The 25,078-nt window shown below is 44.4% G+C and carries 23 protein-coding genes; 21 read left to right on the top strand and 2 right to left on the bottom strand.

What is annotated here, in order from left to right; all coding sequences use genetic code 11:
* The first annotated feature begins 15 nt into the window (after positions 1-15).
* From ACLROL_RS01140 to ACLROL_RS01170, 7 genes are all read left to right on the top strand, one after another.
* Entirely contained in the window at positions 16-831 is an 816-nt protein-coding gene (locus tag ACLROL_RS01140; RefSeq protein ID WP_087211335.1) for an HAD-IIA family hydrolase, read from the top strand.
* Positions 828-1,745 carry a metallophosphoesterase gene (locus ACLROL_RS01145; protein WP_087199133.1) on the top strand — a complete coding sequence of 306 codons (918 nt, stop codon included), beginning with the start codon at positions 828-830 and terminating at the stop codon, positions 1,743-1,745. Before ACLROL_RS01140 ends, ACLROL_RS01145 begins: the two co-directional genes overlap by 4 nt.
* A gap of 111 nt (positions 1,746-1,856) precedes the next feature.
* Entirely contained in the window at positions 1,857-2,642 is a 786-nt protein-coding gene (locus ACLROL_RS01150; RefSeq protein WP_087199269.1) for a segregation and condensation protein A, read from the top strand.
* On the top strand, positions 2,626-3,180 hold the full coding sequence (scpB, locus tag ACLROL_RS01155; protein ID WP_413067209.1) for an SMC-Scp complex subunit ScpB: 555 nt from the start codon (positions 2,626-2,628) through the stop codon (positions 3,178-3,180). The genes ACLROL_RS01150 and scpB overlap by 17 nt, the downstream gene beginning before the upstream one ends.
* Before the next feature lie 86 nt (positions 3,181-3,266).
* Positions 3,267-4,298: a 3-deoxy-7-phosphoheptulonate synthase gene (locus tag ACLROL_RS01160; protein WP_087199271.1), complete on the top strand. Its 1,032-nt coding sequence runs from the start codon at positions 3,267-3,269 to the stop codon at positions 4,296-4,298.
* Positions 4,299-4,477: 179 nt separating this feature from the next.
* Complete coding sequence (locus tag ACLROL_RS01165) at positions 4,478-5,749, top strand: D-alanyl-D-alanine carboxypeptidase family protein (RefSeq protein WP_413067175.1); 1,272 nt, start codon at positions 4,478-4,480, stop codon at positions 5,747-5,749.
* 248 nt (positions 5,750-5,997) lie between these two features.
* Complete coding sequence (locus ACLROL_RS01170; RefSeq protein ID WP_287448678.1) at positions 5,998-6,717, top strand: transposase; 720 nt, start codon at positions 5,998-6,000, stop codon at positions 6,715-6,717.
* 73 nt (positions 6,718-6,790) lie between these two features.
* On the opposite strand, the gene ACLROL_RS01175 is transcribed toward ACLROL_RS01170, so the two are convergent.
* The gene (locus tag ACLROL_RS01175) at positions 6,791-8,581 is read right to left on the bottom strand and encodes an aminopeptidase P family N-terminal domain-containing protein (protein ID WP_087199141.1); all 1,791 of its coding nucleotides are present in this window, start codon (positions 8,579-8,581) and stop codon (positions 6,791-6,793) included.
* Positions 8,582-8,813: 232 nt separating this feature from the next.
* Positions 8,814-10,175: a peptide MFS transporter gene (locus ACLROL_RS01180; protein WP_413067176.1), complete on the bottom strand. Its 1,362-nt coding sequence runs from the start codon at positions 10,173-10,175 to the stop codon at positions 8,814-8,816.
* Between the two features lie 1,028 nt (positions 10,176-11,203).
* Between ACLROL_RS01180 and ACLROL_RS01185 the strand changes: the two genes are divergently transcribed.
* The 14 genes from ACLROL_RS01185 to ACLROL_RS01250 all read left to right on the top strand — a co-directional run bounded on the left by ACLROL_RS01185 (position 11,204) and on the right by ACLROL_RS01250 (position 25,070).
* Positions 11,204-12,643: an acyl-CoA carboxylase subunit beta gene (locus ACLROL_RS01185; RefSeq protein WP_221919976.1), complete on the top strand. Its 1,440-nt coding sequence runs from the start codon at positions 11,204-11,206 to the stop codon at positions 12,641-12,643.
* Between the two features lie 14 nt (positions 12,644-12,657).
* On the top strand, positions 12,658-13,446 hold the full coding sequence (locus tag ACLROL_RS01190) for an OadG family transporter subunit (RefSeq protein ID WP_087211311.1): 789 nt from the start codon (positions 12,658-12,660) through the stop codon (positions 13,444-13,446).
* A gap of 12 nt (positions 13,447-13,458) precedes the next feature.
* On the top strand, positions 13,459-13,824 hold the full coding sequence (locus ACLROL_RS01195) for a biotin/lipoyl-containing protein (protein WP_087211307.1): 366 nt from the start codon (positions 13,459-13,461) through the stop codon (positions 13,822-13,824).
* 29 nt (positions 13,825-13,853) lie between these two features.
* The gene (locus ACLROL_RS01200) at positions 13,854-15,005 is read left to right on the top strand and encodes a sodium ion-translocating decarboxylase subunit beta (protein WP_087199155.1); all 1,152 of its coding nucleotides are present in this window, start codon (positions 13,854-13,856) and stop codon (positions 15,003-15,005) included.
* An 18-nt stretch (positions 15,006-15,023) separates the two neighbouring features.
* Positions 15,024-16,436 (top strand): oxaloacetate decarboxylase subunit alpha, encoded by a 1,413-nt coding sequence (locus tag ACLROL_RS01205; protein ID WP_087199157.1) that lies wholly within the window; start codon positions 15,024-15,026, stop codon positions 16,434-16,436.
* 292 nt (positions 16,437-16,728) lie between these two features.
* Positions 16,729-17,472: a YveK family protein gene (locus ACLROL_RS01210; RefSeq protein WP_221919978.1), complete on the top strand. Its 744-nt coding sequence runs from the start codon at positions 16,729-16,731 to the stop codon at positions 17,470-17,472.
* Positions 17,444-18,436, top strand: a complete 993-nt coding sequence (locus ACLROL_RS01215) for an LCP family protein (RefSeq protein WP_221919979.1) — start codon at positions 17,444-17,446, stop codon at positions 18,434-18,436. The genes ACLROL_RS01210 and ACLROL_RS01215 overlap by 29 nt, the downstream gene beginning before the upstream one ends.
* Before the next feature lie 24 nt (positions 18,437-18,460).
* On the top strand, positions 18,461-19,138 hold the full coding sequence (locus ACLROL_RS01220; protein WP_413067177.1) for a hypothetical protein: 678 nt from the start codon (positions 18,461-18,463) through the stop codon (positions 19,136-19,138).
* Between the two features lie 12 nt (positions 19,139-19,150).
* Positions 19,151-19,831, top strand: a complete 681-nt coding sequence (locus tag ACLROL_RS01225; protein WP_413067178.1) for a CpsD/CapB family tyrosine-protein kinase — start codon at positions 19,151-19,153, stop codon at positions 19,829-19,831.
* A gap of 160 nt (positions 19,832-19,991) precedes the next feature.
* The gene (locus ACLROL_RS01230) at positions 19,992-20,921 is read left to right on the top strand and encodes a MurR/RpiR family transcriptional regulator (RefSeq protein WP_413067179.1); all 930 of its coding nucleotides are present in this window, start codon (positions 19,992-19,994) and stop codon (positions 20,919-20,921) included.
* Positions 20,922-20,931: 10 nt separating this feature from the next.
* Entirely contained in the window at positions 20,932-22,167 is a 1,236-nt protein-coding gene (locus ACLROL_RS01235) for an NAD(P)/FAD-dependent oxidoreductase (RefSeq protein ID WP_413067180.1), read from the top strand.
* A gap of 29 nt (positions 22,168-22,196) precedes the next feature.
* The gene (gene cmk, locus ACLROL_RS01240; protein ID WP_221919984.1) at positions 22,197-22,850 is read left to right on the top strand and encodes a (d)CMP kinase; all 654 of its coding nucleotides are present in this window, start codon (positions 22,197-22,199) and stop codon (positions 22,848-22,850) included.
* A 30-nt stretch (positions 22,851-22,880) separates the two neighbouring features.
* Positions 22,881-24,326 (top strand): LCP family protein, encoded by a 1,446-nt coding sequence (locus ACLROL_RS01245; RefSeq protein ID WP_413067181.1) that lies wholly within the window; start codon positions 22,881-22,883, stop codon positions 24,324-24,326.
* Positions 24,327-24,374: 48 nt separating this feature from the next.
* Positions 24,375-25,070, top strand: a complete 696-nt coding sequence (locus ACLROL_RS01250) for a hypothetical protein (protein WP_413067182.1) — start codon at positions 24,375-24,377, stop codon at positions 25,068-25,070.
* The last annotated feature ends 8 nt before the right edge of the window (positions 25,071-25,078 follow it).

A 25,078-nucleotide genomic window follows, 5' to 3' on the forward strand; every position in this document is an offset into this window, starting at 1 on the left:
AAGGGAGCCAAAAGAATGCTAGGAGAAAAAAAATATTTTTTGTTTGATATTGACGGCACGTTGGCCGTGGACACGACATTATATGACGGCACAAAAGAATTTTTGGAATGGATAGAAGAGACGGGCGGAAGATGTTTTTATATTACAAATAACTCCACAAAAAGCAGAAAAGACTATGTGGAGAAGTTTAAAAACTGGGGGATCCGGACGGAGGAAAGCCAGTTTATGACGGCATCCTACGCCGCCTGTCTTTATCTGAAGAAATATTATGAGGGAAAAAAGATTTTTGTACTTGGTACACCTTCCTTTATTAAAGAATTAAAAGAGGCAGGTATTCTAGTAACAGAAAAGGCGGAGGATCATGTGGACTGCGTCCTGGTCGGATTTGACAGCACATTAAACTATGATAAAATGACAGACGCATGCAGGCTTTTATTTCAAAAAGAGGTAGATTTCCTTGGGACGAATCCCGATCTCAGATGCCCGGCCTCTTTCGGATTCATACCAGACTGCGGAGCAATCTGCAGAATGTTGGAAGTGACTGCGGGAAGGAAACCGTATTTCATCGGGAAGCCGAATCGCCTGATCGCAGATTTGTGTATGCAGCAGTGCAAAGGAAGCCCGGAAGAATATCTTGTGGTAGGGGATCGCCTGTATACGGATATTGCCTGCGGTATCGAGGCTGGCATTGAGACTGCCGTCGTTTATACGGGCGAGGCAGATCCGGAGGAAGTGCGGACAAGCATCTGGAAACCGGACTATGCATTTGATACGATCCGCCAGCTGTATGATGCAGTCCGAAAGGCGCGTGGGGAAGGAGCCGGAAGATGACGGTTTATTTGGCCGCGGCAGGGATTTTCGTATGTATTGTTTTTCTTCGGATTCTGTATGAGACACATACATTTCGTGTCACAAGATATGAGGTACGTTCGGATAAATTTCCTGAAATGATGAAAGACTGGAAAATCGTTTTCCTGAGTGACCTGCACAACCAGGAATACGGGGAAAAGAATCAGAAACTTATAGACGCGATTCGAAAAGAAAGGCCTGATCTGATCCTCGTCGGCGGCGATATGCTGATTCGGGGTGAAGAGGCAGAAATTTTTCCTGCAGTGCGGTTTATGGAAGCGATGACGAAGATCTGCCCAGTGTACTGTGCAAACGGGAATCACGAACAGCAAATGAAAGAAGGAATGGAACGATACGGGGATACCTATGCGAACTACCGTGCACATCTGGTTTCCCAAGGAGTGCATATGCTGGAAAATGAGACAGCCCTCCTTACCATCGGAGGTATGGAGTCGGAGATTTCCGGGATAGAGATTCCCGTTCGATACTACGGAAAAGGTCTTCCGTGGAAAGGAAAAAAGAAATTTGAAGGGGCAGATGTGGAGGAACTTCAAAAAAAGATGGAAAGCTCCAGGGATCGTCTTGGAAAAGAAGAGCCATACCGTATTTTTCTTGTACATCAGCCTCTCTACGCAGAGGAGTATGTAAAATGGGGAGCGGATTTGATTCTCTGCGGACATCTCCACGGTGGAATTGTACGACTTCCCTTCCTTGGCGGTGTCATCTCCCCTCAGCTTACGCTGTTTCCCAAATATTCCGGCGACCATTATAAGAAAGGGGAAAGCGATATTATCGTCAGTAAAGGGCTGGGGACGCACTCATTTACCGTTCGTCTGTTTAACCGGGCTGAGGTAGTGGTAATAACCGGAAAGAAGAAAAAACAGCGGTCAGAATAAGTACGGCAACGTTGTGTGGAGAGCAGAAATCATGTATAATTAAAAACAGCGGCATTGTGTGCGAAACATCATGATGCAGCAGAAAAAGAGAAACAGACAGGAGGCAAGAAAATGGGAATACCGGTCAAGCTCCCGGTGTTTGAGGGGCCATTGGATCTGCTTTTGCATCTGATAGACAAAAATAAGATCGATATCTATGATATCCCGATCGTGGAGATCACGAACCAATATATGGAATATATCAAGGCAATGGAAAGAGAAGACTTGAATACCATGAGCGAATTCCTCCTGATGGCAGCAACCCTTCTTGATATCAAATGCAGAATGCTTCTGCCAAAAGAAGTAAACGAAGAAGGGGAAGAGGAAGATCCAAGGAAGGAGCTGGTAGAGCAGCTTCTCCAGTACAAACTGTATAAATATATGGCGCTTGAACTAAAAGACAGAGAGCTTTTGAGCGACAGAAGTATGTTTAAGAAACCGGATATTCCAAAAGAAGTGTCAGAGTACACTCCTCCTGTGGATTTGGATGAACTGATCGGAGATCTGACGCTGACAAAGCTCAATCAGATCTTTCAGGAAGTGATCCGCAGGCAGACAGAAAAGATAGATCCGGTAAGGAGCAAATTTGGGAAGATAGAAAAAGAGGAAGTGACACTTCCGGAGAAGATGGACTACATTTCCGCTTACACAAAACTTCACAGACGGTTTTCATTTCGAGATCTTCTGATGAGGCAGTCATCCAAAGTACAGGTTATAGTGACATTTCTGGCTGTGCTGGAGATGATGAAATCCGGACGTGTGCGTGCCGAGCAGGAGGAGACGTTCGGGGAAATCATGATCACATCCACAGCGGAGGAGGAAAAGAGTGAACAAAAAGAAAATGGAGGGGATCATTGAGGCGATCCTCTTTACTATGGGAGATTCGGTAGATATTTCCAGGCTGGCAAAGGCGTTGGAGACAGAAGAAACCGCCGTGCGGGAGACGGTGGGAGAAATGCAGAAGGAGTACGAAAAAGAGGACAGAGGAGTTCGGATCATTGAGCTTGACGGAGCATATCAGATGTGTACAAAGACAGATACATATGAGTATCTCATCCGAATTGCAAAACAGCCAAAGAAACAGGTTCTTTCGGATGTACTCCTTGAGACATTGTCCATCATCGCATACAGACAACCTGTGACAAAGCTGGAGATTGAAAAGATTCGGGGAGTGAAATCAGACCATGCGGTCAATAAACTTGTGGAATACAATCTCGTCTGTGAAGTTGGAAGACTGGATGCACCGGGAAGACCGCTCCTTTTTGGAACAACAGAAGAATTCCTCAGGAGATTCAGCGTCCAGTCGCTGGATGATCTCCCCTCCGTAGATCCGGAACAGCTGGAACATTTTAAGGAAGAGGCGGAAGACGAGGCAAAGATCAAACTTCATGTCTAGAAGATCAAAACAAGATTGTCAGAAAAAGGAAAACCGAAAAAACAAGAATGCAGCAGCATAGAAAAGAAGACAGAAAGGATAAAGTTATGGCAATGATGATACAGGCAAAACTTCCGGAACCGGAAGAGCTGAAGAAAGAATATCCGCTCAGCGAGGAGATGAAGAAAAGAAAAGAAGAAAGAGATGGAGAGATCCGCAACGTATTTACCGGATACTCAGACAAATTTCTCGTGATCGTGGGTCCATGCTCCGCGGATAACGAAGACGCGGTATGTGAATATGTGGAAAAGCTGGCAGTCCTCAACGAGGAAGTAAAAGACAGATTAATTCTGATTCCGAGGATCTATACAAACAAACCACGAACAACAGGAGAAGGATATAAAGGGATGCTCCACCAGCCGGAACCAGATAAAGCGCCAAACCTTCTGGAAGGACTGATCGCCATCCGAAAGCTACACATCCACGCTATCGAAGTAAGCGGACTGACATGTGCAGATGAAATGCTCTACCCGGAAAACAGAAGTTATCTGGATGACATTCTCTCCTACGAAGCCATCGGTGCCCGCTCTGTAGAAAATCAGCAGCACCGCCTGACAGCAAGCGCCATGGATATTCCAGTAGGAATGAAAAATCCAACAAGCGGAGACCTGGCTGTCATGCTGAATTCCGTAAAAGCAGCACAGGCAGCACACCAGTTCATCTACCGGACACTGGACGTGACAACGACAGGAAATCCCCTGGCACACGCAATCCTTCGGGGAGGAGTCGATAAATACGGCACCTGCATACCAAACTACCACTACGAAGATCTATATCGGTTAAGCGCCATGTACCAGACATCCGGTCTCAAAAATCCGGCAGTCATCGTAGATGCAAACCACTCCAACTCCAACAAACAGTACAAAGAACAAATCAGGATCACAAGCGAAGTACTCCACAGCAGAAAATATAATCCGGAGCTGAAAAAACTGATCAAAGGAGTTATGATCGAAAGTTATCTGGTAGAAGGAAATCAACAAATTACAGAAAACCGCGTGTATGGAAAATCAATAACAGACCCATGCCTTGGATGGGAAGATACAGAAAAACTCATACGCAGGATTGCGGAAGAATGTTAGAAAGGGGACGTGTTCCGGCTGGTCGGAACACGTCCCCTTTCTAATAAATTGTATATATTTGGGCTACAATTATATTGCAGAATTTGCATATTATCTTTTGAATTTTCATACAGTTGTTTTAAGCAAATATAGGTAAAGTTGGTAGTGATGGTATGTACAAATATAGGCGGATAGTCTGTATGTTTTTTACGTTAGCGGTTTGTTTGATTGGCACACAGTTTTGTTCAGTATATAGTTTGACGATAAAGGCTGAGGAGCAGTCTGGAAAAGCTACAGAGATGGATTCATCACTGCAGCTTTTTTCCCGGTCCGCGGTATTGTTGGACGGGGAAAGTGGACGTGTTTTATACGGGAAGGATGAAATGAAAGAACGTCCTATGGCCAGTACGACAAAGATTATGACATGTATTTTGGCATTGGAACAAGGAAATCCGAATGATATTGTGACTGTTTCGCAAAAAGCGGCATCCCAACCGGAAGTACATTTGGGAATGAAAAACGGCGACTCGTTCTATTTGAATGATCTTCTTTTTTCGTTGATGCTCGAGTCCCACAATGATAGTGCCTGGGCAGTGGCAGAACATATTGGGGACGGTAGTGTGGAGAAATTTACTGGTCTGATGAATAAAAAAGCAGAAGAAATCGGATGTGACAATACACACTTTGTAACACCAAATGGACTGGATGGCGAAGACGAGGGTGGCATCCATCGTACGACAGCAGAAGATCTTGCAAAAATTATGAGATATTGCATCATGGTTTCTCCCAAAAAAAAGGAGTTTCTTAGTATTACCCAGACAAGATCAAAAGAAATTACAGATACTTCGGGGAAAAAGAAAGTGATCTGTCGAAACCACAATGCTTTTTTGGATATGATGGATGGAGCTTTGACAGGAAAAACCGGATTTACCGCAGACGCTGGCTATTGTTATGTAGGAGCGGTAAGAAAAGAGGAAAAAACATTGATCGTAGCATTACTAGCCTGCGGATGGCCAAATAATAAAGGGTATAAATGGAAAGATATGAAAACATTAATACAGTATGGACTTAATAATTATACATATCGGTATTTCTGGCAAGAAGCGGAAGAAAACGAGACGATCCGCTTGTTGCAAGCCGGAAAACAGAAAACGGTATCTGAAGCCGCTGCCAAGAAAGAAAATTTGTATCAGGATGGAGTTACAAAGATATTTCTGGATATTACTTCAGAACAAAAAGAAAAAAGAATTCTGATGCGACCAGATGAAAAGATCAGTCTGCAGATCCACGAGAAAGAAAAGATGCATGCGCCTGTAAAAAGAGGGGATAAAGCCGGAAATGTGGAGATTTATCTGGGAGATCAGAAGCTGGATGAACAGGGGATTTATGTTGGGGAAGCAGTACCAAGAAAAACATTTCGATGGGTTTATCAAAATATTTGGAAAGAATTTTTATACGGATCAAAGGAATGAAAAAAAATATAGGAAACAAGGTAGAAGTTACTCAAAAAGAAGAGTATAATGAAGAAAGATAAATACAGAAAAAGAATGTGGGGACGTGTTCCAATAAGTCGGAACCTGTCCCCTATATAAAAAAGTCTATTATCAAATCAATATTTCTTAAAATTCTAAATTAAATCTATAATTCATGCAACATTTCACAAGAGATATAAGTACTAAAGGAGGAAAGTCTTTTGCCAAGAAGAAGTAGAAAACGTTCTTTGTCCGGTTTTTATCATGTCATTATTCGAGGGATTAATCAGGAGGATATCTTTGAGACAAACCGGGATAAAGAAAAAATAATAAAATATATGAAAGATAAGAAGGAGGATTATGTAGAAATTTTCGCGTTTTGCATCATGAAAAATCATCTTCATCTACTGCTGCGCGGGGATTTGAAACAGATATCATTATTTATGAAAATGATAGAGACTTCTTACGCACTTTACTATAACAGAAAAAGAAAACGTTCAGGTTATGTCTTCCAGAATCGCTTTAAAAGTTTTCCGATTGAAGATAAAGAGTATCTTTGGCATTGTTGGCATTATATTCATTTAAATCCTGTAAAAGCAAAGATCGTCCAGACTCCAGAACAGTACTATTACAGCAGTGCACGAGAATACAGGCTAGGCAGGAAAGGCCTTGTAAATCTTACGGCATTTGAAGAATACCAGAAAGATAAAATATACTATCCAGTTTCAAAATTAACTCATAATCTGGAACAATCAATGGTCTATATAGATGATCTGGATGATGAGAAAGAAAAACAGAAACAACAGATTATGAAACGATGGGTAAAGAGTTATTTAAAAAATCATCCAGAATCCAATATATGGGAACTAAAAAATTTGCCGGTAGAAAAGGAAAAATTAATAGAAGAAGTATGGGATATGAATATCATGTCGAGGAAAGAATTTGTTCGAAGACTGGAACAATTCTGATAATAGCATATAAAAAAGAAGGCGTAGATATAAGGGGACGTGTTCCGACAAGCCGGAACACGTCCCCTTATAATTAAATCTCACGTGTATATGTTTTCAGCCATTCTTTTTCGTCTTCTGTAAGATATGGAGAGATTTTTTCGTATACTTCTTTATGATAGTTGTTCAGCCATTCTCTTTCTGGTTTTGACAGATATTCTGGATCAATTCCATCCAGGTCGATTGGCGCGAATGTGATAGTTTCGAAGTACATGTACTGTCCGTATTTGTTTTTTGGACCTTTGCGTACGATAAATTCGTTTTCTGTACGGATTCCGAATTTGCCGTCTTCGTAGATGCCTGGTTCGTCTGTGATAACCATGCCTTCTTCCAGTTTGTGGTGTTCGTTTTTGCTTGGTACCACATACCAGCGGAAGCCTGTCGGCGGTTCATGGACATTTGCGAGATATCCTACACCGTGTCCTGTTCCGCACTGGTAATCCAATTCGAGTTCCCAGATTGGTTCTCTTGCGAGTACGTCGAGATTGTATCCATAGCAGCCGTAGAGGAATTTAGCGCGTGAAAGATTCATCATAGCGCGTACAACTGCTGTGTAATATTTTTTCAGTTCGTCGCTTATAGAACCAAGTACAAAAGTACGGGTAATATCTGTGGATCCTTCATAGTATCCGCCGCCTGTATCGTTCAGGAAGAGTGCGCCTTCTTTGAGCTGCACATCTGTTTCTTCAGAAGGAGAGTAGTGCATCATGGCAGCGTGGTCTGCAAAAGCACACAGAGGTTCGAAGCTGTCGCGGATGTATCCTTCCTGTTCTGCACGCAGACTTGTAAGTTTTTCAGCTGAGCTGAGCTCTGTAATGACTTCTTTGTCATAGCGTGTCTTGATCCAGTACATGAACTTTGTGATGGCAACGCCGTCTTTGATATGTGCTTTTTTAATATTTTCCAGTTCCACCGGATTCTTCATGGCCTTCATGAGGATGGTCGGATTTGCACATTCCACTGTCTTGCAAGGAATGTTTTTGTAAAGTGCATAATTCATCTTCATCGGGTCGATCATCGCAACATCATCGGCAGACAGTTTTTTGATATCTTCATAAATGTCATTGTACGGATGAAGTGTAACGTTTACTTTTGCAAATTCTGCAAGGATCTGATCATTCAGCTTTGTTTCGTCCACATAGAGATCCACGCTGTCCATTTTTACTACAGCGTAGGAGAGAAGAAGCGGGAAGAAATCGATATCATCTCCACGCACATTGAGGAGCCAGCAGACATCATCCAGAGAAGCGATAATGTGTGCAGTAGCGCCCTGTTCTTCCATTGCCTTACGTACACGTGCCAGTTTGGATGCAGAGCTTTCTCCGCTATATTTTTCTTCCAGGAAAAATGCCGGTTTATCAGAGAGAGGCGGACGGTCTTCCCATACTGCATCGATCAGATCTTCCGTATAATCAATTTTGATGCCTTTTTTGGAAAGAGCTTCTTCGTACTCCTGGCCTTCGCCCATGGACAGTACACGGCCGTCAAATCCGACAGTACCGCCTTCCGGAACATAGGATGCCAGAAATTCTGTGACGGATGGAGTATCTCCTACAAACATTTTCATCAGACGCACACCGCTTCCTTCCAGCTCATGCTCAGCCTGGAAGAAATATCTTCCGTCTGTCCAAAGTCCGGCGTCATCCTTTCCGATCACGGCTGTTCCATAAGAACCGCTGAATCCTGTAATAAATTTTCTTGCCTTAAAATGTTCGCCAACGTATTCGCTCTGATGGAAATCAGCAGTAGGAACAACGTATGCATCGATTCCTTTTTCTGCCATAAGAGAACGAAGTTTAGCAATCCTTTCAGCTACAACAGTCATTGTTGCAAACCTCCTTTATGATGATAAGTTTTTATATAATACCCGCCTCTTTTAAATGAAAATATGTATGGCAGGTAATTATAAACAATAAAATATAAGAACCATCTTTATTTTATCACTATTTCTACCAAAGTTCAAACTTAAGTATATAAAATAAAGTAAAATTTTTGCAAAGAGAAAGAGACGGCTCTCAAGTGAGAACCGCCTCCAAAATAGATTAAACACTATAGGATTATTCAGCTTTTTCCATTGCGTCAAGTTTACCGCTGCATGCCCAAAGGATGATACCAATGACGATAACAACGACACCGACACCGCCGTAACCAGCTGTGAAGTTCAGTCCGGAAACCCAGTCGTAGATCGGCGGGTAAGCCTGCTGTGCAAGGAATACGGCGATTGGCCAGAATCCAAGAAGAAGTCCCATAACCTTAGCAGGTGCCAGCTTGGAAATGAAAGAGTTTCCAAGTGGGGAGAAGATCATCTCACCTACGGACATCAACAGACATACGAGAACGATCCAGAATACGGAGCACTGTCCATCGCCTGCGATGAAGTTAGCGATAACCATAACGATGTAAGCAAGACCTACAAGCATAATACCGATAGCTGTCTTTTTGAACATGCTCATGTCGCCCTGCGGTCTCTTAGCCATCTTAGCCCATACACCAGCGAGAACTGGTCCAAGGATGATACATGTAAGAGCGTTTACAGAGTCGAACCAAGCTGTCGGGATCTGGAAGCTTCCGATGTACCAGTTTGCTTTGTTCAGGAAGTCTGCACCATCGCCCCATCCGAAGTAATAGTAAGCCGGCATGTAAGCCATGTACCAAGCCATCCAGAACACAGCGGAGAACAGAGTTACAAGAATGATAGCGAACATACGCTTCCAGTCTCCGGATGTAAGTTTCTGAGATTTTCCAGCTTCTTTCTTACCAGCGCTTTCGAACTGTCTCTGGTCAGCCTTGAACGGTTTCTTACCAGCATCGCCGAGTGCCTTGGAGTTAGCAAGGAACCAGATAGCGTCGATGAACAGGAAGATCGCACATACAAGGAATACCTGGTTGAATGTCAGGTGGATCGGGCCAAGTCCTGTTGTTGCTGTGATAGCGATGAATGTTGTACCACAGAAAGAACCGATGTTTACGAAGGAATACTGGATAGAGAATGCTTCATCCAGTTCGTCCTGATCGTGGAACAGAAGTCCGTTGATACCGGACAGGTTTCCTTTGAAGAATCCTGTACCGATAGATACAAGGATGATCATTGCCCAAACCATGCCAAGGGAATTAGCCTTCCATGTGAACAGGTAACCGATACCCATCAGGATCATACCAAGCGGTACGCAGAGACGTGGGCTGAGCCAGTGGTCAGCGATGTATCCGCCGAAGATCGGTGTGATGTAAGTAAATGCTACGAACTGAGCGGACATGAAAGAACCTTCAGAGTCTGAAAGTCCCAGACCGCCGGAAGCAGCTTCTGTAGCAATCCAGATGGCCAGCAGGTATTTCACTGTGTAGAATGCAAGACGCTCGAATGTGAAACCAAGCGCACATACATAAAAGCCAAATGGTTTACGCTTTTTTGCAGTTTCCATAGTTAAACCCTCCAATTTCTTTTTTGATTTCTCATACGTAAATCGTGAAAGCCTGATCCGCCGCAGAAAATGCGGGGACGTCCCCGGACCTTCTTTCCATCTTCATGCAGTAAAACAGAAACAAAAGTGTAAGGAACTGCCCGGATAATTCCGGAGTGTTCTTTCCTGATATAATAATATGTAAAAACCTCTCATATATGCCGGAACAGAAAAGAACGTTATGTAAAGGAAACATAAGACCGAAAAGAAACATTCCATCCGATATGGCCTAAACAGATACGATGATCTGTCAGGGAACTGACCATAAAGGTGTCCGCCTATTCGAAAGAATAATCTGCATATCAACGGAAGGAACCAAAGCTCTTTTCTCAAAACATCTGGAAACCAAAAAAGAAAATCCGTAAACAGATGTGGAAACGTGATGACTGACTTTTACGAATGATCCGTTTTGGTTGCCCGGACGATTGATATCCGCTACCCGGAAAAAGGAGACGCTGCATTCAGTCTCCGTTCTGCCAAGATAAACCTGCCTCATGCAGACACAGTGGAAAGATGGAAAAAGCGATCCGGCTCTGCCAGAAAGATCTGCTCCTTCGGCTTCTGAAAGGAACAAAAAAATCTGTTCTTTTCCATACATCCAAAGTGTATAATATACAGATTCAGGACAACCATGTCATATTTGTTTTCGGGAATTTCCTTTATACCAATCCCTGTAAAATGTATTTTAGCATAGTTTCCACTCGTGCACAATGTATTTTTCGTAACAAAGTATAAAATTATAAAATTTCTATAAAATAGAGGCAGAAAAGAATGCGGAAAATATAAAAGAAAAAGAAAAAATAGGTAAAAAGTGTGTAAAATTACAGAAAACAAATTCGTACGACAAAAACTTAACGCGATAAAGCAGTGAAAAAAGTTGATAAAAATTTCACATAAAGCTTGAAAATTTGACTTATAGAAACTATAATATAATTGGCTAAAATTTGGTTTAACTTTTAGTAATATATCACAAATGGAGGGCTAGGTTTATGAGTAACGAAGCAGTGAAAACGCCAGCAGCTTTGAGAGTGGAAAACTTACTGGATGCTGGAAGCTTTGTTGAAATCGGCGGCGCCATGACCGCAAGGACAACGGATTTCAACATGCAGGAAAACAAGGTTCCAGGCGATGGAGTCATCACTGGATATGGAGTGATCGACGGCAATCTTGTGTATGTGTACAGTCAGGACGCTTCAGTATTGAAAGGAGCGGTCGGAGAAATGCACGCGAGAAAGATCACATCTCTTTATGACATGGCGATGAAGATGGGAGCGCCGGTCATCGGACTGATCGACTGTGCAGGAATGAGACTTCAGGAATCGACAGATGCGATGCATGCTTTTGGAGAGATTTATGCGAAGCAGGCGGCAGCGTCAGGAGTGGTTCCGCAGATTACGGCCATCTTTGGAACATGCGGCGGCGGCCTTGCCCTGATACCAGGTCTTACGGACTTTACTTTTATGGAAGAAAAAAGTGCAAAGCTTTTTGTCAATTCCCCGAATGCGATCCCGGGCAACAGAATAGAGGCATGCGATACATCCTGCGCAGATTTCCAGGCGAAAGAGGCGGGAAATATCGATTTCCTCGGAAGTGAAGAGGAAATCTTGGAAGGGATCAGAGAACTGGTGTGCATGATCCCGGCGAACAATGAAGATAACGATACGTATGAAGAGTGCACAGACGATCTGAACAGGATCTGTGAAGGTATCGAAAACGGGGCGGATGACGCATCCCTTGTACTTTCTGTCATCGCGGACGGACAACAGTTCCTGGAAGTGAAAGCAGATTACGCAAAAGAAATGGTTATCGGATTTTTGAAACTCAATGGCATGACGGTAGGGGCAGTCGCAAACCGTTCCAAATGCTATGATGAAGAAGGAAATGAAGCAGAGACATTTGACCCGGCACTTTCCGCAAAAGGATGCAAAAAAGCGGAAAAATTTGTCAGATTCTGTGATGCCTTTGAAATCCCGGTACTTACTCTTACCGATGTAAATGGATTCCACGCATCCAAATGCGGAGAGAAGACTCTTGCAAGAGAAGCGGCGAAACTTGTCTATGCTTTTGCAGATGCAACCGTGCCAAAAGTCAATGTGGTAACAGGAAAAGCTTACGGAAGCGGATATATCATCATGAACAGCAAAGCGCTGGGAGCAGACATGGTCTACGCGTGGCCACAGGCGGAGATCGGAACGATGGATGCAAAACTGGCGGCACAGATCATGTACGCAGATGCGGATGCTGAAACCATCAAGGAGAAAGCAGAGGCATACAGAACACTTCAGGAAAGCGCCCTTTCTGCAGCACAGAGAGGATATGTGGACACGATCATCAAGCCGGAAGATACAAGAAAATATGTCATCGGAGCTTTTGAGATGCTGTTTACAAAAAGAGAGGATCGCCCGGCAAAGAAACATGGGACAGTGTAGAGAGGTGAGGTAAGTTGAAGAAGAAAATTAGTTTATTGGCAGCTATCCTCGTTCTTGCATTCAGTCTTGCCGGATGCAGCAGCAGTTCAGATTCCGCTGACTATAACAAAGAATTGTTAGTGCAGCAGGCGGATGCGATGATTTCCAACTTCTCTCAGATGAGCGAAGAAGATATGGAAACATTCAAAGACATGAGCGATCTTCAGCTGAATCTGACACTTATGCAGTCCGGATTCAAGATGGAAGCTGATAATTTTGTGACAATGATCGATGCATGGAACTCAGGTGTCGAGGAGTGCGGAGCGTATGTAAGTCACGAAGATTTTGAGGTTGAGGAAAGCGCAAAGAGCATCATGCTTGTCGCGGAAGCAAAATATGAAGACAGGAACGCGGAGATTACATTTGAGTTCACAAAAGATGAAGAAATGAAGAGCTTTACGGCAGCGGCTAAGTATTCCATGGGAGAGATCATGAAAAAAGCCGGGCTTAACACACTGCTCGGGATGGGTACCGTGTTCGCAGTGCTGATCTTTATCTCTTTCATCATTTCCCTGTTCGGACTGATCGGAAAGAATGAGGAAAGGAAAGCAAAAGCGCTGAAAGCAGCCGAGGAAGCAGCTGAGGCGGAAGCAAATAAAGCAGAGACAATGGCGGCAGAGGAAATGCCGGCGGACGATTTGACAGATGACCTTGAGCTGGTGGCAGTCATCAGCGCAGCCATCGCGGCAAGCGAAGGGACATCGACAGACGGGTTCGTTGTGCGTTCCATCAAAAAGAGAAGAAAAAACAGTCAGTGGAAATAGGAGGATGTTCACATGAAAAATTATACAATTACAGTAAACGGAAACGTATATGATGTCACAGTAGAAGAAACAGGATCCCAGGCAGCGCCGGCAGCTCCGAAGGCAGCAGCGCCAAAAGCAGCCCCGAAAGCGGCACCGGCGCCGAAAAAAACAGCGGCAGCAGGAAGCATCCGTGTGGAAGCAGGAGCAGCAGGAAAAGTGTTCAAAATTGAGGCGAACGTAGGAACAAGCGTGAAGAAAGGCGATCCGGTCGTTATCATCGAAGCGATGAAGATGGAGATTCCGGTCGTTGCCCCGGAAGACGGAACAGTGGCAAGCATCGAGCTTGCGGTAGGAGATGCATGTGAGGCAGGAACACTGCTTGCAACATTAAACTAATGCGAATCACTGACAATGGAGGTTAGAACATGAGTTATATAACAGAGACGTTAGGGCGTCTTGTAGAGCAGACGGCATTTCTGAACCTGACGGTCGGGAACCTGATCATGATCGCAGTTGCATGTATCTTCCTGTATCTTGCGATCAACAGAGGATTCGAACCGCTTCTTCTTGTTCCGATTGCTTTCGGGATGCTCCTCGTAAATATCTATCCGGACATCATGCTTGCCATGGAAGATGCGGCAAACGGAACCGGAGGACTTTTGTATTATTTCTATAAACTGGATGAATGGTCCATCCTTCCATCCTTGATTTTCATGGGTGTCGGGGCGATGACGGACTTCCGTCCTCTGATCGCCAATCCGAAGAGTTTCCTTCTCGGTGCGGCAGCACAGTTCGGGATTTTCGCGGCCTACCTTGGAGCCATGGCCATGGGATTCTCCGATAAGGCAGCAGCGGCCATCGCTATCATCGGCGGTGCAGACGGGCCGACTTCCATCTTCCTTTGCGGGAAGCTTCAGCAGACAGCTCTTCTTGGGCCGATCGCGGTGGCGGCATATTCGTACATGGCCCTTGTGCCGATCATCCAGCCGCCGATCATGAAGCTTTTGACGACGGAAAAAGAGCGGAAGATCAAGATGGCACAGCTTCGCCCGGTGTCCAAGCTGGAAGCCATTCTCTTCCCGATCATCGTTACGATCGTCGTATGTCTGATCCTTCCGACGACGGCTCCGCTCGTAGGTATGCTGATGCTTGGCAACCTGTTCCGTGAATCCGGCGTCGTAAGACAGCTGACTGAGACGGCATCCAATGCCTTGATGTACATCGTTGTCATCCTCCTTGGAACATCCGTCGGAGCGACGACAAGTGCGGAAGCATTCCTGAACTGGGATACGATCAAGATCGTCATCCTCGGACTGATCGCCTTTGCCTTCGGTACGGCGGCGGGTGTCCTGTTGGGAAAAGTCATGTGCTATGTGACAGGCGGAAAAGTAAACCCTCTGATCGGATCAGCAGGCGTATCCGCGGTTCCGATGGCGGCACGTGTGTCTCAGAAAGTCGGTGCGGAGGCAGATCCGACAAACTTCCTTTTGATGCATGCCATGGGCCCGAATGTGGCCGGCGTTATCGGTACAGCTGTCGTGGCAGGAACATTTATGGCGATTTTCGGAGTACAATAAATCTAGGAGGACATTGAAATGGCAGAACAAAAACCAATTAAAATAACCGAAACCATTCTGCGGGATGCGCATCAGTCACTGATCGCCACAAGGATGACGACAGAACAGATGATGCCGATCGTGGAGAAACTCGACAAAGTGGGATACCACTCCGTGGAATGCTGGGGAGGAGCCACGTTCGACGCGTCACTGCGTTTCTTAAAAGAAGATCCGTGGGACAGACTCCGCAAATTCCGCGATGGATTCAAAAACACAAAACTTCAGATGTTGTTCCGTGGACAGAATATCCTTGGATATCGTCCGTACGGAGATGACGTGGTAGAATATTTCGTACAGAAATCCGTGGCAAACGGCATTGATATCATTCGTATTTTTGACTGTCTGAATGATCTTAGAAATCTGAAAACAGCCGTAAAAGCAGCCAACAAAGAGAAGGCTCACGCACAGGTTGCGCTTTCCTATACTCTGGGAGATGCCTATACGCTGGAATACTGGGTCCAGAAAGCAAAAGAGATCGAAGAGATGGGAGCGGATTCCATCTGTATCAAAGACATGGCAGGACTTCTTGTCCCGTACAGCGCCACAGAACTTGTCACAGCGCTGAAAGAAGCGACAAGCCTTCCGATCCAGCTGCATACACACTATACCTCCGGTGTGGCTTCCATGACCTATCTGAAAGCGGTGGAGGCAGGTGTGGATGTGATCGACACAGCAATGTCTCCGTTTGCCCTTGGCACATCACAGCCGGCGACGGAAGTGATGGTAGAGACACTGAAAGGGACACCGTACGATACAGGATTTGACCAGAATCTGCTGGCTGAGATTGCAGATTACTTCCGCCCTATCCGGGACAAAGCACTGGAAAGCGGACTCTTAAATCCGAAGAACCTCGGCGTCAATATCAAGACGCTCCTTTACCAGGTTCCAGGCGGAATGCTCTCCAACCTGACAAGCCAGTTAAAAGAACAGGGCGCAGAAGACAAGTTCTACGAAGTGCTGGAAGAAGTGCCGAGAGTGCGAAAAGACCTCGGAGAACCGCCGCTTGTTACCCCGTCTTCCCAGATCGTCGGAACACAGGCAGTGTTTAACGTGCTGATGGGAGAACGTTACAAAGTAGCGACGAAAGAGACAAAAGATATGCTGAAAGGAAAGTACGGCGCTACCGTCAAACCATTCAACGAAGAGGTAAAGAAGAAATGTCTCGGAGATGAGATTGACGACTGTATCACATGCCGTCCGGCTGACCTGATTCCGGACGAACTGGAAACACTGGAAAACGAGATGAAGCAGTGGAAGCAGCAGGACGAAGATGTCCTGACATACGCGCTCTTCCCGCAGGTGGCAGTGGATTTCTTCAAATACCGCCAGGCACAGCAGACAAAAGTGGATGCTGCAGTGGCAGACACAGAGAACGGAAGCTACCCGGTGTAATGTTAAACTGAAATAGAAAGCGGATCGTTAAGAAGCGAAAATGCAATACCTTGACAGCGGTACACATTGACAAGATGTGTGTTCTGTCAGGGTATTTTTTTTATGCAATAAAAAAGATGGAAAATTTTACCATAAGAAAAAATAATGAGTTGTAAAAAAGTTCCAGGAATAATGTTTGCATGAAAAATATGACAAAAAAATTTATTTCCAGATTTTTCTAACTATTTTGGGTTGCAAATAAAATAGTTCAGTGATATTATGGAGAAACACGCGTCAGGGAAGGAGGAGACAAATGATAAATCAGCAAAATATTAATCATTCAGATGCAGAAGACATGAAAATAGATATCGTTCACATCTATCACGCGGTTCTGGAAAAAGCATGGGCAATCATTCTTGGTATGGTGGTAGGGGGAAGCCTGATGTTTGGCTATACAAAAACGATGCTGACACCAGAGTATCAGGCTAATGCGATGATCTATCTTCTTGGAGCGTCCACAAGTATCACATCCATGGCTGATATTCAAATCGGCTCTATTCTTACAGTCGATTTTGAAACGATTGCGAGAAGCCGGCCTGTTGTAGAGCAAGTGATGGATACGATGGACCTGGAGCTGGATTACCAGACGGCAGCGGATATGCTGTCTATCCAGAATTTGCCGGATACACGTATATTGAGACTGACAGTGACAAATCCAGATCCGGAACTTGCAAAGAACATTGCAAATGAGTGGGCCACTATCACATCTTCCAGAATCGCCGATATTATGAATACAGACAAACCGTCTATATTGGAGTGGGCAGTCACTCCGACATATCCGGTCACACCGAACACGGAAAAGAATGTAAGCAACGGTGTTGTGCTGGGAGGAGCTCTTGTACTTGCTTTCATTGTCATTCGTTTTTGCCTGAACGATCGCATCCATACAGAAGAACAAATAGAAAAATGTCTGGGGCTTCCTGTGTTGTCCATCATCCCTGTGGAAAAGAAAAAGAGGATTCTAAGATATGAAAATCAGGGTAAGCCGCGGCGATAAAGCCGGGAGAAAAAAGCGGTGGCTGATAGTCTTTATTTTGTTTTCCCTTATTGCCGCAGGATTGGCAATAAGTGGGAAGGATGAGAAAAAAGAGACAAGTGGAAGAGACACACAGGGGCAGATTTTTTACTACAAAGGGAAAAAATATAGAAAAAACCCGGATATAGAAACCATACTGCTTCTTGGGATTGATGCAGAGACGGACAGTGAAAAGCCAAAAAATCCAGGAGAAAATGGTCAAAGTGACAGCATAAGCTTGTTTGTTTTGGATAAAGAGACAAAAAAGGGAACGATCCTTTTGATATCAAGAGATACGTTGGTAGAGCTCGAGATTTATGATATCCGGGGAGAAAAACTTACATCTGTACCGGGGCAGATAGCCATGCAGTACGCATACGGAGATGGAAAACAAAAAAGCTGCATGCTTGTGAAAAATAAAGTGTCCGAATTGCTGGGCGGTATAGAAATTGATTACTATGCGTCACTGCATTTGGAGGCTATTTCCAAGATGACAGAAGCGATTGGCGGCGTTCTTATTACCGTACCAGGAGACTACACGCAGATCAATCCAAAGTTTCGGAAAGGGAACCAGGTTTTGCTGGACGGCGGACTGGCGGAGCAATATGTACGGGGAAGGGATACCGGGCAGCTGGACAGCAATATAGAACGTATGGAACGGCAGGCTCAGTTTCTGGAAGCATTTATAAAGCAGGGCTCAGAAAAGATCGGTTCGTCGGAAGATACCATTGTCTATGAACAGCTGACATCCTGCGTTACGACAAATCTCGGATGGAGTGAAATTCAGCGTATAAAGGAATATGAGATCACGGAAGAGTATCTCGCACTGCCGGGAAATATAATTGAAAAAGATGGATATGCTCAGTTTATACCAGATGCAGAGCAGCTCCAGGAAATGATTTTTCAGTTATTTTATATAGAGGAACCTAAGGTAAACACAAAATGAACAGACAGATAAGGAGAAGACAAAATGTGTAAGGGAACAATGAAAGTAATCGCAGCATTAGTGGGAAGTATGTTTGTAGGATTGACTGCACATGCAGCGCCAAGTCCCGAGGCGTCGACCGTTGTTGGCAACGTCCCGGTCTATGCAAAAGATGCAGACGGAAATGAGATAGAAGGACTCATGATCACATCAGAGATACCAGAGCAGTACATAGAAGCCGAAAACCAGATCAAATCTCAGACTGGCTTTGCCGAGATCGTGGAAGCGCTTCAGTTGAAGGAATTGATAGGAGCAAAATCCACAGATGACATTGTGCTGATTGATTTGAAAGACGTTTCCGTACCGGAGCATACCAAATTTCCAGTCACAATTTCATTCGAAGTACAGGGAGTGACAGAAAAAACCAGGGGTGTGATCCTTCACTACAATAAGACACAATGGGAAACCGTTCCTACGACAATGGGAGAAGGGACGATGACAGGAGTGTTTGAGAGTCTCTCCCCGGTAGCATTTGTGATTGACCGCACGACAGTAGAACCTTCAAGTAATGATGAAGAAAGTACGGTATCCAAAACAGATGGAGAAAATCCAAAGACAGGAGAGACATCGCATATCGGAATCATTGCTGCATTGCTGCTCTCCGGGGCAGTCGTTGTATTTATGGGTATACAGCAAATGAGAAAATGGAAGAAAAAACAGTAAAGGACAGACGAGATGATCAAGATTGAACTTCAGGAAGAAACGATGGAATATGCTCAGGAAGAAGCGGTAAAGACACTGCGGACGAATTTGCAGTTTTGTGGAAATGACAAGAAGAGTATTCTGATTACGAGCAGTATCCCAGAAGAAGGAAAGACGAGTATCGCGCTTCGGCTGGCAAAATCTCTCGCGGAAATACAGAAAAAAGTGCTGCTGTTGGATGCGGATCTGCGGAAATCTTCTTTACAGAAAAAAATGCGGATTGGAGATATCCCATTTGGACTGTCGCACTTTCTTTCCGGCCAATGTGGACTGTCGGAAGCTGTTGTGACAACAAATATCGCAGGATTTCATCTTTTGTTTGCCGGAGCAGGGGTTCCAAACGCGACAGAATTGTTGTCGCACCGGCATATGGAAGCTTTGATGGAACAGCTGAAAACAGTCTATGACTACATTATTATAGACAGCGCGCCGCTTGGATTGGTAATAGATGCAGCAATTTTAGCCAAATACTGCGACGGAGCCATCATTGTTGTCGAAGAAGGAAAGATACGGAGAAAGATGGTGCAAGATGTGAAAAAGAGACTGGAACATTCCGGATGTGCTGTGCTGGGCACGGTTTTGAATAAAGTCTCACTGAAGAAACAGCACGGATACTATAAGAATGAGTACAAAAAATATAATTATGCCCCATAAAATCATCCAGAAAGATAGGTTTTCCCAAAAAATACGATCAAATTGGCTGTCCACAAACCTGTCAACACGGCGAAGCTGCTGAGAATAACTTGTAATTGTATTCAAATAAGAGTATAATAAGTACGCTTAAAAGGGATTGAAAGTTAGAAGGAAGACAGACATGATAAGCGGAAAAAATGAGTTATTGGACAGAATTGAAAAGAAATATGACAAAATGAGTAAAAGCCAGAAGAAATTAGCTGATTTTATTCGTTCATCGTATGAGAAGGCAGTGTTTATGACCGCGTCAAAATTAGGACAGGTAGTGGGCGTCAGTGAGTCGACAACCGTGCGTTTTGCCACACAGCTTGGATACAGCGGCTATCCGGAATTGCAGAAAGCACTGGAAGAGCTCGTCAGCAATCGCCTGAATTCGATACAGAGGATGGAAGTTACATATGGAAGGATCAGCCAGTCAGAGATTCTGATGAGCGTCCTTCAGTCGGACATTGACAAAATCAAAATGACAATGGAACATATTGACCAAAATGCATTTGAACATGCGGTGGATATGATACTTGGTGCAAAGAAGATATATATTATAGGAATCAGGAGCTGTGCACCCCTCGCCAAATTTCTGGGATTTTATCTAAATCTTGTGTGCGACGACGTCGTAAGTGTGGATACAAACAGTTCCAGCGAAATTTTCGAGCAGCTTATAAGGATAGGGGAGGAGGATGTGATCATCGGCATCAGCTTCCCTCGATATTCCATGCGGACATTGAAAGCACTGGAATTTGCCAACAACAGAAGAGCAAAGATCATCACACTAACCGACAGCGTGCACTCGCCGATGACTCTTTATTCTTCCTGCAATCTGATTGCCAGAAGCGACATGGCATCCATTGTAGATTCTCTTGTGGCGCCTCTCAGTGTGATCAATGCACTTGTAGTTGCTCTGTGCATGAAAAAGCAGGGAGATGTCATTGCCACACTCGAAACACTTGAGACTATCTGGGACGAGTACCAGGTTTACAGCCGTGACGAACTCAACCAGGTAAGCGAAAGAGTCACACTGAGATTTCAGGAAGAAAGCACAGAAGGAAAGTAGAGGAGAAAGCATGGCGAAAGTATTGGTAATCGGCGGAGGGGCCGCGGGAATGATGGCTGCCATCTTTGCGGCTAGAAACGGACACGATGTCCATCTGTTTGAAAAGAATGAAAAGCTTGGAAAAAAGATTTATATAACCGGAAAAGGGAGATGCAATCTGACCAATGCCTGCGATATGGAAGAACTGCTCGACTCTGTCGTGACGAATAAAAAATTTTTGTACAGCAGTTTTTACGGCTTTACAAACGAAGAGACCATGGAGTTTTTCCAGTCCATAGGCCTGGAAATAAAGATAGAAAGAGGAAACAGGGTGTTCCCGGTATCGGATCATTCCTCGGATGTAATCCGGGTGTTGGAAAGGGAACTGCGCAGATTGAACGTAAAACTTTATTTGCGGGAAAAAGTGACATGGGTAGGGACGTCAGAAAACAGATTTTCTTACCTGAAACTGGAAAATGGAGAGACTGTGAAAGGAGATGCCTGCATTATCGCAACCGGAGGCAATTCCTATCAGACAACAGGCTCAGACGGAGACGGATACCGTTTTGCGGAAGAACTTGACCACACAGTGACAGAGATCAGTCCGGCACTTGTACCTGTCGAAATCAAAGAAGGATTTGTAAAAGAGCTTCAGGGACTTTCCTTGAGAAATGTGGAAATCTCTGTGCTGGATGACAGAAAAGAAGTATACAGGGAATTTGGAGAGATGCTGTTTACCCACTATGGGGTCAGCGGTCCCCTGATTTTAAGTGCGAGCTCTTTTGTAGGAAGCAGGCTGAAGAAAAAAACACTGAGACTCATCATCGACTTAAAACCGGCTCTGTCCTTTGAACAGTTGGACGCAAGAGTCCTCAGAGACTTTGAGGAAAACAAAAACCGACAGTTCAAAAATGCGCTGGACAAACTGTTCCCGTCCAAACTGATACCTGTCATCGTGACCTTGAGCGGCATTTGTCCAGAGAAAAAGGTAAACGAGATTACCAAGGAAGAAAGGCATCGCCTTGTTTCCCTGATCAAAGGCATGGAAATGACAATGACAAAGCTGCGCGACTTCAACGAAGCCATCATCACACAAGGCGGTGTAAGTGTAAAAGAGATCAATCCTGCCACCATGGAATCCAAAAAAGTGGGAGGGGTTTACTTCGCCGGGGAAGTCCTGGATCTGGATGCTGTGACAGGCGGTTTCAATCTGCAGATTGCCTGGTCTACCGGAAATGCGGCCGGCAGCAGCGTGTTTGATGAATAGAAAGTGAAAAAAAGGAGGAAACATGAATCATGGGATATCAAATCGCAATAGATGGACCGGCCGGAGCCGGAAAAAGTACGATCGCTAAGCTGGTTGCAAAGAAAAAAGGGTTTGTGTATGTCGATACAGGGGCAATGTACAGAGGGTTGGCCATCCACTTTCTGAAAAAAGGGATCCAGCCTGATGAGACAGAAAAAATATGTAAGGCATGCGAAGACGCTGAAATTACCATCAAGTATCAGGACGGCAGGCAGCATATTTATCTGAACGGAGAAGATGTGACGAAAAAGCTGAGAGAAGAAGAGGTGGGAAATATGGCGTCCCTCACGTCAGGAATCCCGGCAGTAAGGGAAAAACTCCTCGATCTTCAGCGAGATTTGGCAGAAAAAGAGAATGTCGTCATGGATGGACGTGACATCGGAACGAATGTATTGCCTCACGCAAATGTCAAGATATTTCTAACCGCCAGTGTTGACACGAGAGCGAAACGCCGCTACAATGAATTGGTAGAAAATGGTAAAAAATGTAATTATGAGCAGATTGCTGCCGATATTGAAGAAAGAGACCGAAGAGATATGACAAGGGAAGTGTCTCCGCTGTGCAAAGCCGAAGACGCCTTATTGATTGACAGTTCGGACATGACCATCGAAGAAGTTGTAGAGGCAGTAGTCGGATTGATATAAGAAATACATGGCGTTATGGAGGAGATAGACGTGCCTGGAAGGAAGAAAAAACACAAAAGAAGAAGTCTGGTGGGGATTATTTTCGTACTGATTCAGCTTATCGCATCTGTCGTGGCAGCTGTCCTGATCGGAAACAGCAAGGTAATTCCTGCAAAATACTTTTTGGCAGGATGCTTTTTTCTTGCTGTACTGTTCTTGGTTGCGCTTTTGCTTCAGTTGATAAAAAGCAAAGTAGCACACGTGACGGGAATCATTTTCAGTATTTTGGTCTGCATTGCCATTTGCATTGGAGGATATTCCTTTTCCAAAGTGTACAGTGTTCTGACTGATATAGGAGGAGCCGAGTATAAAACCGACAATATGATCGTTGTTGTGCGAAAAGATGATCCGGCAGAGACGATTCTGGATGCGGCAGATTACATTTTTGCTACTCAGAGTATCTCAGATCAAGAGAACAATGAGAAAATGCTGAAGAAACTTCGCACCGTAACGGGCAAAGAACTGACGACAAGGAAGTTTGGCACCATATTTGAAGAAGCTCAGGCGCTTTTGGATGGAAAGATTGATGCGGCGATTTACAATGAAGCCTTTGATGAAGTCATTGAAGAGCAGATTTCCGGATACGGAGATCAGGTTCGCATCCTTTACCAGTACGGTGTGGATACAAAGCTGAAAACAGTCAATCAGAGTGTCAAAGAGCCATTCAATGTATACATCAGCGGTATCGATGTGTACGGACCTGTCTCAAAAACAAGCAGGAGCGACGTCAATATTATCGCAACGGTCAATCCAAATACAAAACAGGTTCTTTTGACGACGACCCCACGAGATTATTACGTGGAGATTCCAGGAGTGTCAAATGGACAGAAAGACAAGCTGACACATGCGGGTATCTACGGTGTGGATGCGTCCATGGCAACGCTTGCCAAGGTATACAACACGGAGATCAACTACTACGCGCGGGTCAACTTCACATCACTGATCAATATCGTCGACACAATAGGCGGAATTGATGTGAATTCGGAATATGCTTTTGAAGCAGGCGGATATTCTTTCGTACAAGGTGTAAATCACATGGATGGAGAGATGGCTCTGGCTTTTTCAAGAGAGCGTCACAGTTTTGCAGGCGGCGACAACCAGAGGGGGAAAAATCAGGAAGCGGTGCTGACTGCAATCATCAACAAGATGCTCGAACCGTCCATGCTCACAAAGGCGATGGATATTTTGGATACATTGGGCGAGAGTGTGCAGACGAATGTGCCGGACCGCCACCTTGCAAGCCTTGTGGAAATGCAGCTGAATTCCGGAGGAAACTGGAGTATCCTTACGATGAGCGCTGTAGGAACGGGCGATGAGCAGGCATGCTATTCTACCGGAAGCCAGCTTCTTTATGTGATGCAGCCAAATGAGGTTTCCGTAAGAAGTATTTCAGATAAAATAAACAGGATCCTCGGGGGAGAGATCCTGACACAGTAAAATACTTTTTGAACCAACGAGAAACGAAAGAAAAGGATGATGAGATTTATGAGGGATTTTGGGAAAACAATCAATTTTAATCTGGACAGCAGAAGTACAGTTCTGAACCGTGAGATGGAAGAAAAAGAGGAACGCACAGAGTCGTTTGGCGATTCCTTGCAGGATGAATTTGCAGGGGAAGATTATATGGACGATTTCAGTGAAAAACGTCAATACAATGAAAACAGAAAGAAGCTGATTGATGACAGTAATTATTTGCGCTATATTGCAGAAATGCGCAAAGCAGACAGCGATCTTGCGCTGGCAAAGGCGGAGTCTGCAGAACTGATTCTGCAGATGAATAATTTTAAAAAGCATTATGAAGAATTTGAGAAACTTACCCATAGGCTGATCCGAAAAAATCAGTCGATATTTTCCGGAGATATGAAAAATCTGATCGAATTGTCGGAAGATATCAAAAATGACAGCGAAACGTTATCGATGCGGATAGACGGAGAAATACAGAGACTTACAGATGAGCTTTCGCGTTCCATTGAAGGAAATGTCAAAGAGCTGTACACTGAGGAGTTGGAAAAGATTAACGAAGCGACAAGCGTTCTGTACGACTACAGTGAGAAAGTGAAAGGACAATATATCAGATTTCAGAAGCTGGAAAAATTGAAACTGGTTCTGTTTGTGCTGAGCAGTATTTCCTCGCCGATCGTATTGATACTGATGATTTTAGGCTATTTACATATAATTTAAAGCAAGAA

The sequence above is a fragment of the Sellimonas sp. genome, from assembly GCF_047234585.1.
Lineage (GTDB): Bacteria > Bacillota > Clostridia > Lachnospirales > Lachnospiraceae > Sellimonas > Sellimonas caecigallum.